Raw genomic sequence first — 9215 nt, 5'->3', positions numbered from 1 at the left:
CCTGCGGCCAACCCGGCCGCTGCCGCGCAGACGCCCCCGGTCGAGGGCAGCGCATCGCTTCTCCGCTATGACTGGGATGCCCCCATCGAGATTTCGGAAAGGACAGTGCCGGTTCCTCCGAGCTTCCTCGACAGGACCACGCAGGCCTACCGACAGGTCGCTGAAAAGGCGGCCTGGCTGCAGGCCATGCCGCCGCGCCGCCTGGCGCTCGGCATTGCCGGCATCGCCTTGCTGGCCGGCATCGGCGCCGGCATGACCCTGCTTTCCGATCCGCAGGGCAATGATGCGGTGCAGGTCGCCGCAGCGCAGGCTCCTGCGGCGGAAACGACTGCTGAAACGGAGCCGACGCCGGACGCCGCTTCCGAAGACCTGGCATCCGCCCCGACCGCCGCGCCCGCGCCCGAGGCGACCGCACCGGCCCCGGTCGCTGAAGCCGCTCCAGCTGCTCCCTCGAGCGCCAGCGCCGCGCTGGTCCAGCCGCAGGCATCGGCCCCGCAGCAGGTTTCGCCCGCCGCAACGCCGGAACTGAACGACGACCGTTGGGGCCCAGCCACCGCCGGATCTTCTTTCGAAGAGCCGGTCGATACGGCAGCGTCCGACAGCGGTATGGACGAGTCGCGCCCGGGTGATGCCGCGCCGTCCGACAACGGCACCACCGGCAGCATAGTGCCGGTCGACCCCGCCCCCGCGAAACCCGCGCCGAGCAAGCCCCGTGCCGCCAGGCCGGCGAAAGCCAAGCCCGCCGCCGCGCCCGAGCCCGCTGCTCCGGTGCAGACGGCGTCCTCGGGCATAACGCCCGGCAACGCCCAGGTCACCACGGCCGTCAAGATGCGCGCCGGCCCGGACAACGACGCAGACGTGGTGAAGGTGGTCCCGACCAACGGCTCCGTCGACGTCATCAGCTGCAAGATCTGGTGCAAGGTCTCCTTCGACGGCCAGGAAGGCTATATCTTCAAGCGCTTCATCAAGCAGGACGGCTGAGCCAGCTCCAAGGGGAATTGCGCCCGACGGAATCCCCCTTGCCGGCCCCTTCGTTCGCCGCTATGTAAAAGCGCATGATGACGATTTCGCACAAGACGCTCTGGTGGTGGGCCTGCTGACAGCGGCCTCGAGCGCGCGTGCGCGTTGAAAACTTGGTGGCCGCAGGAGTAATCCGGGCGGCCATTTTGTTTTTTTGGGCTTTCCGGAACCCTGCCGACAAATGGGAAGGAAACGGAAATGTCGATCGAAACCCTTGAAGACGGTTCGGAAAGTTACAGAACGGCGGGCGGCGTGGTCGTCACCCGGCAGCGCCATGACGCGGTCTATGGCGACGCGATAGACGCCTATGTCGACGGGCTGAACACGCGGCGCGGCGCGGTCTTCTCCTCCAACTACGAATATCCCGGCCGCTACACCCGTTGGGACACGGCAATCATCGATCCGCCGCTGGCCATCAGCGCGCGGGGCCGTGCCATGCGCATCGAGGCACTGAACGCACGCGGCGAGGCACTGCTTGTCGTGATCGCCCCGGCGGTCAAGGCCCTCTCGGAGGTCAAGATCACCGGCGAGACCAAGCGCCTGATCACGCTCGACGTGGCCAAGCCCGGCCGGGTCTTCACCGAGGAAGAGCGCAGCAGAGCCCCTTCCGTCTTCACCGTGCTGCGCGCCATCACCGCGCTGTTCCGCAGCGAGCACGACAGCAATCTCGGCCTCTACGGTGCCTTCGGCTACGATCTGGCCTTCCAGTTCGATCCCATCGAGCACACGCTGCAGCGCGCCGAAAGCCAGCGCGACCTGGTGCTCTACCTGCCCGACGAGATCCTGGTGGTCGACCACCACGCCGCCAAGGCCTGGCACGACCGCTACGACTTTGCCGGCGAAGGCTTTTCCACCGAAGGCCTGCCGCGCTATGGCGACATCGAGCCGTTCCGCCCGTCCGACCGCATTCCGCCGCGCGGCGACCATGAGCCGGGCGAATATGCGAAGATCGTCGAGAAGGCCAAGGAAAGCTTCCAGCGCGGCGACCTGTTCGAGGTCGTGCCCGGCCAGATGTTCTACGAGCGCTGCGAAACCGCGCCGTCCGAAATTTCGCGCCGGCTGAAGAAGATCAACCCCTCGCCCTATTCCTTCTTCATCAATCTGGGCGAAGGTGAATATCTGGTCGGAGCTTCGCCGGAAATGTTCGTGCGGGTCACCGGTCGCCGCGTCGAGACCTGCCCCATCTCCGGCACCATCAAGCGCGGCGACGACGCCATTGCCGATGCCGAGCAGATCATGAAGCTGCTCAATTCCAAGAAGGACGAGTCCGAGCTCACCATGTGCTCCGACGTCGACCGCAACGACAAGTCCCGCGTCTGCGAGCCGGGCTCGGTGCGCGTCATCGGCCGGCGCCAGATCGAGATGTATTCGCGCCTCATCCACACCGTCGACCATATCGAGGGTCGCCTGCGCGAGGGCATGGACGCCTTCGACGCCTTCCTCTCCCACGCCTGGGCCGTCACCGTCACCGGCGCGCCGAAATTGTGGGCCATGCGCTTCATCGAAAAGCACGAGAAGAGCCCGCGCGCCTGGTATGGCGGGGCCATCGGCATGGTGCATTTCAACGGCGACCTCAACACCGGCTTGACGCTGCGCACCATCCGCATAAAGGACGGGATCGCCGAGGTGCGGGCCGGTGCTACACTGCTGTTCGATTCCGTGCCGGAGGAAGAAGAAGCCGAAACCGAACTGAAGGCATCCGCCATGCTCTCCGCCATCCGCGACGCCAAGGCCGGCAACATTGCGGCCACCGAACGCCAGTCCGCCCGCGTCGGCGACGGGGTGAAGATCCTGCTCGTCGACCACGAGGATTCGTTCGTGCACACGCTGGCGAACTATTTCCGCCAGACCGGCGCGGATGTCTCGACCGTGCGTGCGCCGGTGCCGGACGAACTGTTCGACACGCTTCAGCCCGATCTCGTCGTGCTGTCGCCCGGCCCCGGCCTGCCGAAGGATTTCGACACCGCGGCCACGATCAAGAAGGCGCGGTCGCGCGACCTGCCGATCTTCGGCGTGTGCCTGGGCCTGCAGGCGCTGGCCGAAGCCTATGGCGGCGAGCTGCGCCAGCTGCACGTGCCCATGCACGGCAAGCCCTCGCGCATCCGCGTCTCGCAGCCCGGCATCATCTTCTCCGGCCTGCCCCAGGAGGTCACGGTCGGCCGCTATCATTCGATCTTCGCCGACCCTGCCCGCCTGCCGGAGGATTTCGTCGTCACCGCCGAGACGGATGACGGCGTCATCATGGCGTTCGAGCACAAGAAGGAACCCGTTGCCGCGGTGCAGTTCCATCCCGAATCGATTATGACGCTCGGCCAGAACGCCGGCATGCGCATGATCGAGAACGTGGTCGCCCACATGCCGCGCAAGGCCAGGGAAAAGGCGGCGTAGGCCGGATTCGACCCGACACCGCATTTGACATAATGAGGCATGGTTCCTGTGGCAGACACTGGAACCATGCCTCGATTTTTTTGATACCTGAGTGGCACCCGCCACGGGGAAGTGAAGCGCATGACGTCCAAGGAAAAGATCCAGCGCCTGGCCTTGTGGTCCATCTTCATCGCCTTCGGCGTGATGGGGCTGAAATATCTGGCCTACCACCTGACCGGCTCGGTGGCGCTTTATTCGGACGCGCTGGAATCCGTGGTCAACGTCATCGCCGCGGCGGCGGCCTTCTGGGCCATCCGCGTCAGCCACAAGCCGGCCGACCAGGACCATCCCTACGGCCACCACAAGGCGGAATATTTCTCGGCCGTGCTCGAAGGCGTGCTGATCGTGCTGGCGGCCCTGCTCATCCTGCGCGAGGTCTGGTTCACCTTGCAGGAGCCGCGCCCGCTGGAGCAGCCCTGGCTCGGCCTCGCCGTCAATGGCGCGGCTGCGGCCATCAATGCCGGCTGGGCCATGCTGCTCATCCGCACCGGCCGGCGCCACCGCTCGCCCGCACTGCTGGCCGACGGCCAGCACATCATGACCGACGTGGTCACCTCCGTCGGCGTCATCATCGGCCTTGTTGGCGCCGTCTTCACCGGCTGGACCATCCTCGACCCCGCGCTTGCCGTCATCGTGGCGCTCAACATCCTGTGGCAGGGCTGGCACGTCATCCGCTCGTCGCTGCAGGGCCTGATGGACGTGGCGGTCGACCACGAGGAGACGCTGCGCATCCGCGACATCATCTCGGCCAATTCCAAGGGCGCCATCGAGGTGCACGACCTCAAGTCACGCATAGCCGGGCGTGCCGTCTTCATCGAGTTCCACCTGGTGGTCGACGCCGGGATGAGCGTGGGCGATAGCCACGTCATCTGCGACCGCATCGAGGAAGCGCTGAAGGCGGAAATCCCCTCGGTGCGCGTCACCATCCATGTCGAGCCCGACGACGAGGCCAAGCTGCCCAAGGGCACCACGGCGGTTCCCTTCGCCTGACCTGCGGGAGGTCGGCTTGCCCTATTGACCGCAGGCCGAAAGCGGCATCGGCTTCAGCTGGAACAGTTCGTCGCCCGTCTCATGAATGTCGAGCCTGGAGCACAGTTCCAGGCTGGGCAGACCGTCGCTGGGATTGGCCAGCGTGATCGTGTCGCCGTCGCCCTTGCGCAGAACAACCTCCTTCGTCAGCATGTCGCAGGCCGCATTTGCCGACGCGCCGGAGATGCAGCGCCACTGTTCGCCTTCCGCCGAGCATGTGTATTCCGACTGGACCTCGTCGCTCTCCCTTGTCTTCGCCGCAATCGCGATGTTGGCGCCGTCCGGCCAGTTCTTCGGCTTGCCCGCTTCGGCATAGGCGGCTATCTCGGCCGGCCCACGCGAGACGCGTACCGAAACCGTCTGCTGGTCGGGATGCTGTTCGAGATGGGCCGCGTCGAAATCGACGCCGTAGCAGAAGGGCTGGCTCGGCGGGAATTGCTTGCCCAGGGGTTTGCCAGTGGCGCCGGGTGGGGCGGCGGGCGGCTTCTCCTGCGACAGCGCCATGACGGCGAAAGCCGGCACGAGGCAGATGGCAAGACGAAGAAGGCTCGACGGCATCGGCACACCTCGTCAATGGCGCTGCCCCCTCGCGGCTCATGCGGGAAAATAGTGCGCTGCGCACAATTTGCACCGCCTTTGCCCCGTTATGAGAATGATCAAGAGCACTGCGTTCGCCCGCGGCAGGGAATCGCGTAAAGAATAGCGGGCGCTTCCCTCCAGGCAGAGGCGTCCGCCAGGTCGGCATCCGGCCGGCGAGAATGTGGAGCATCCATGGAGTTACCCGCGCAAAGCACCGCCCCGGAACCCATGGCCCGCCTTGCGCCCGGCCTGCAGTGGGGCGTCATCCTTCTGCTTTCGCTCGTTTTCGCCGGCCTGCTCGAGCTTGCCAACCTTCCCGCCGCGATGCTGATCGGGCCGATGCTTGCGGCCGTCGTCGCCGGCACCAACGGCGCCACCGTGCGCCTGGCGCGCCCGATCTTCTCTTCCGCGCAGGCCGTCATCGGGTGCCTCGTCGCGGCCTCCATCGAGTTCGAGATCTTCGTCTCCTTCCTGCACGACTGGCCGCTTTTCGCCGGTGCGGTTTTCGCCACGCTGGCGGCGTCAAGCTTCCTCGGCTGGCTGATCAGCCATTGGCGCATCCTGCCGGGCACCACGGCCGTCTGGGGCACCGCGCCGGGCGCCTCCACCGCCATGGTGCTGATGGCCGGCGCCTTCGGGGCAGACGCCCGCCTCGTTGCCTTCATGCAATATATGCGCGTCATCTTCGTCTCGGTCACCGCCGCCTTCATCGCGCGGCTGTGGGTCGACACCTCAGGCGTGGAACTGCCGCCGACGCCGTGGTTCCCGCCCATCGACTGGCAGCCCTTCCTGTCCACGATCGCCATTGCCGTCGTCGGCGGCTTGGCCGGGCGCTGGCTGCGCCTGCCCTCGCCCTTCTTCCTCGGCAGCATGATTTTGGGCGTCGCGCTGCATCTTGGCGGCTTGGTTACATTCCAGTTGCCGGAATGGTTGCTCGCCATCAGCTACGCGGCAATCGGCTGGACCATCGGGCTCAACTTCACCCGCAGCATTCTCATCCACGCCACGCGCGCCCTGCCGCAGGTCATCCTGTCGATACTGGCGCTGATGGCTTTCTGCGGCGGGCTGGCCTGGATGCTCAGCCATTATCTCGGTGTCGACCCGCTCACCGCCTACCTGGCCACCAGCCCCGGCGGCATGGACTCGGTGGCCATCATCGCCGCCGCTTCCGACAATGTGAACCTCTCCTTCGTCATGGCGCTGCAGACGGCGCGCTTCCTGTTCGTGCTGATCTTCGGCCCCTCGGTCGCGCGGCTGGTGGCACGGCTGGTGAAGGAGTGAGCCGGCAGCCTCAATAAATCCCCGGCACCAGCCGCCAGGTGCGGCCGAAATAGGCGTCGTACTCTTCCCCGAACTGGCTGCGCAGCATCGCCTCCTCGGCGCGGATGCGCACGACCAGCGGCGGCAGCAGCAGCGCCGTCAGCAGCACGCCGACGCCGGACCGGAACGCCAGCGCCCATCCCAGCGCCGTGATCAGCATGCCGAGATAGCTGGGGTTGCGGATGACCCTATATATGCCGGTCGTCACCAGCCTGTGCCCCGGCTGAATGGCCACCAGCCCGCTGAACCTGCGTCCCAGCACGAAGACCGGCCAGAGCCTCAGCCCGCCGCCAAGAGCAAACAGCGCCACGCCGACCCAGCGCAGCGTCTGGCCATCAAAGGTCCAGAAGTCGATCCGGTCGGTATAGGCGGGCAGATAGCCGGCGGCCACGCTGAGCAGCCCGAAGGCAATCAGAACCCAGCGGTTGGAGCGGTCCTCGCGCTCGCCGGAACTGAGGTTCCCCTGAGTGAAAAGCGCAACTACGACCATCACCAGCAGGATCACTGCCAGTGCCACCAGCGCGGGATTTCCGAAAAAGGCGCCAAACCCACCCTTGCCGAAGATCGCCAGCCCGAGATAGGCCAGCGTGCCGCCTATGCTGAACAGGGCCATTCCGGGCGTCACCTTCATCGCCACCCTTTCTCCTCACGGGCAGAATAGACCCGAACCGGGTTTCATCCAACGCACGCCTTCAGGTGGATGAAGTACGGCCGGTACGGGGGCGACGGAAAGGTCAAAAGGGGTCGCGCACTGCGGCAAGATCCCCTCCCGCCTCGCTTCGCTCGGCACCCTCCCCTCGAGGAGGAGGGAGGCGTTGGCGCCCCCTTGCTTCCGTCGCACGGCTCCTGTATTACACCCGGCATGACCTCGCGTCCGAACAAGCCCGTCTCCCGTCCGACCGCCTTCGCGGCCGAGACCGCGCGCGCGCTTTCGGCAACGCTGCTTCTCCTCGGCCTTATCGGCGATCGCCGGGCTCGTTGAAGGAGCGTCCGGCGGTCGAAATTGCCGCCAGGCATACGCTCCTTTGCTCTTCACAACAGAACCGAATTTCTGGTTTAAGACCGCTTGAACGATGCGTGCGCGCATGGCGGCCAAGAGAACGAGACCGAAGATGACCAAGCCCACCCCAGTATCCGCCGCTCCGAAACGGGCCGGCATGCCGTTTGCCGCCATGAAGTACGAGCCCTACCCCAAGGTCGACCTGCCGGATCGTACCTGGCCGTCGAAGACCATCGACAAGGCGCCGATCTGGTGCTCGGTCGACCTGCGCGACGGCAACCAGTCGCTGATCGACCCCATGGGCCACGACCGCAAGGTGCGCATGTTCCGCCTGCTGGTCGACATGGGCTTCAAGGAAATCGAGATCGGCTTCCCCTCGGCCTCGCAGACCGACTTCGACTTCGCCCGCTGGTGCGTCGAGGAAGGCGATGTTCCGCAGGACGTCTCGCTCCAGGTGCTGGTGCAGTGCCGGCCTGAGCTGATCACCCGCACCTTCGAGGCGCTGGAGGGCGCGCACCGGCCGATCGTCCACTTCTACAATTCCACCAGCGAACTGCAGCGCCGCGTCGTCTTCGCCAAGGACGTCGCCGGCATCAAGCAGATCGCCACCGACGCCGCCAAGATGATCACCGACATGGCCGCCAAAGCCGGCGGCGGCTACCGCTTCCAGTATTCGCCGGAAAGCTTCACCGGCACCGAGCTGGAAGTGGCGCTGGAAATCTGCAACGCGGTCACCGAGATCGTGCAGCCCACGCCCGAAAACAAGCTGATCCTCAACCTGCCCTCGACCGTCGAGATGGGCACTCCCAACACCTATGCCGACCGCATCGAGTGGATGATCCGCCACCTGGACAACCGCGAGAACCTGATCATCTCGCTGCATCCGCACAACGACCGCGGCACCGGCGTGGCCGCCACCGAGCTGGCGCTGATGGCAGGTGCGGACCGCGTCGAAGGCACGCTGTTCGGCAATGGCGAGCGCACCGGCAATGTCGACGTCGTCAACCTGGCGCTGAACATGTTCACGCAAGGCGTCGACCCCGAGCTGGACTGCACCGACATCAACCGGATGAAGGACGTCTACGAATATTCCAACCAGCTCAGGATTCCGGAGCGTCACCCCTATGTCGGCGAACTGGTCTACACCGCCTTCTCGGGCTCGCACCAGGATGCGATCAACAAGGGCATGAAGGCGATCAAGACCTCCAACAAGCCGCTGTGGGAAGTGCCCTACCTGCCGATCGACCCGCAGGACGTCGGCCGCACCTACGAAGCGATCATCCGCATCAACTCGCAGTCGGGCAAGGGCGGCATCGCCTATGTGCTGCAGGCCGACTACGGGCTCAACCTGCCGCGCAACCTGCAGATCGAGTTCAGCCAGGACATCCAGGCAATCACCGATTCGGAAGGCAGGGAAGTCTCGCCCAAGCGCATCTACGAGCGCTTCATCGAGCGATACGTGGAGCAGCCCGGCGCGCGGTTGAAATTCATCGATCACCACACCTACCCGGACACGGAAAACAAGGGGCAGCGCGTGGTCGAGGCGACCATCGTCGACAGCGGCAAGGAGATCAAGATTACCGGCCACGGCAACGGCCCCGTCGACGGCTTCGTCGACGCGCTGTCGCGCCATATCGGCGTGCCGCTGTCAGTGCTCGACTATTCCGAGCATTCGATCCAGCGCGGCTCCAACGCTACGGCCGTCTGCTACATGGAAATGGAGCATCCGGGCGGGCGCGCCTTCGGCGTGGGCATCAACACCAACATCGTCGCCGCATCGCTCGAGGCGGTGGTTTCGGCTGCCAACTGCATCGTCGGCTGACGCGACCGATGTTAACCA

7 protein-coding genes are annotated in these 9215 nt (G+C 65.6%); 5 read left to right on the top strand and 2 right to left on the bottom strand.

What is annotated here, in order from left to right:
* The 3 genes from AC3A4H_RS22900 to AC3A4H_RS22890 all read left to right on the top strand — a co-directional run.
* The coding region (locus AC3A4H_RS22900; protein ID WP_487768766.1) for an SH3 domain-containing protein at positions 1–981 on the top strand (981 nt) is incomplete at its 5' end.
* Between the two features lie 237 nt (positions 982–1218).
* Positions 1219–3408 carry an anthranilate synthase gene (locus tag AC3A4H_RS22895; protein ID WP_487768765.1) on the top strand — a complete coding sequence of 730 codons (2190 nt, stop codon included), beginning with the start codon at positions 1219–1221 and terminating at the stop codon, positions 3406–3408.
* 120 nt (positions 3409–3528) lie between these two features.
* The gene (locus AC3A4H_RS22890; RefSeq protein ID WP_348781092.1) at positions 3529–4437 is read left to right on the top strand and encodes a cation diffusion facilitator family transporter; all 909 of its coding nucleotides are present in this window, start codon (positions 3529–3531) and stop codon (positions 4435–4437) included.
* Between the two features lie 21 nt (positions 4438–4458).
* Here the strand turns inward: AC3A4H_RS22890 and AC3A4H_RS22885 are convergent, their stop codons facing one another.
* On the bottom strand, positions 4459–5034 hold the full coding sequence (locus AC3A4H_RS22885; protein ID WP_487768764.1) for a hypothetical protein: 576 nt from the start codon (positions 5032–5034) through the stop codon (positions 4459–4461).
* 249 nt (positions 5035–5283) lie between these two features.
* Here AC3A4H_RS22885 and AC3A4H_RS22880 point away from each other — a divergent pair, with 249 nt between their 5' ends.
* A complete protein-coding gene (locus AC3A4H_RS22880; protein ID WP_487768763.1) occupies positions 5284–6336 on the top strand; it encodes an AbrB family transcriptional regulator in 1053 nt (350 codons plus the stop codon).
* Positions 6337–6346: 10 nt separating this feature from the next.
* Here AC3A4H_RS22880 and AC3A4H_RS22875 read toward each other — a convergent pair whose 3' ends face one another.
* Entirely contained in the window at positions 6347–7006 is a 660-nt protein-coding gene (locus tag AC3A4H_RS22875; RefSeq protein ID WP_487768762.1) for a methyltransferase family protein, read from the bottom strand.
* A 526-nt stretch (positions 7007–7532) separates the two neighbouring features.
* On the opposite strand from AC3A4H_RS22875, the gene leuA reads away from it, so the two are divergent.
* Entirely contained in the window at positions 7533–9197 is a 1665-nt protein-coding gene (gene leuA / locus AC3A4H_RS22870) for a 2-isopropylmalate synthase (protein WP_487768769.1), read from the top strand.
* Positions 9198–9215: the final 18 nt, after the last annotated feature.

Source organism: Pseudaminobacter sp. Soil_N_29, from assembly GCF_057656055.1.
Note: the sequence above shows the minus strand (reverse complement) of the source record. Positions and strands in the feature narration are given on the sequence as shown.

Coding starts and splice junctions, on each gene's coding strand:
- AC3A4H_RS22895 (WP_487768765.1), top strand. CDS start 1,219: ATGTCGATCGAAACCCTTGAAGACGGTTCGGAAAGTTACAGAACGGCG.
- AC3A4H_RS22890 (WP_348781092.1), top strand. CDS start 3,529: ATGACGTCCAAGGAAAAGATCCAGCGCCTGGCCTTGTGGTCCATCTTC.
- AC3A4H_RS22885 (WP_487768764.1), bottom strand. CDS start 5,034: ATGCCGTCGAGCCTTCTTCGTCTTGCCATCTGCCTCGTGCCGGCTTTC.
- AC3A4H_RS22880 (WP_487768763.1), top strand. CDS start 5,284: ATGGCCCGCCTTGCGCCCGGCCTGCAGTGGGGCGTCATCCTTCTGCTT.
- AC3A4H_RS22875 (WP_487768762.1), bottom strand. CDS start 7,006: ATGAAGGTGACGCCCGGAATGGCCCTGTTCAGCATAGGCGGCACGCTG.
- leuA (WP_487768769.1), top strand. CDS start 7,533: ATGCCGTTTGCCGCCATGAAGTACGAGCCCTACCCCAAGGTCGACCTG.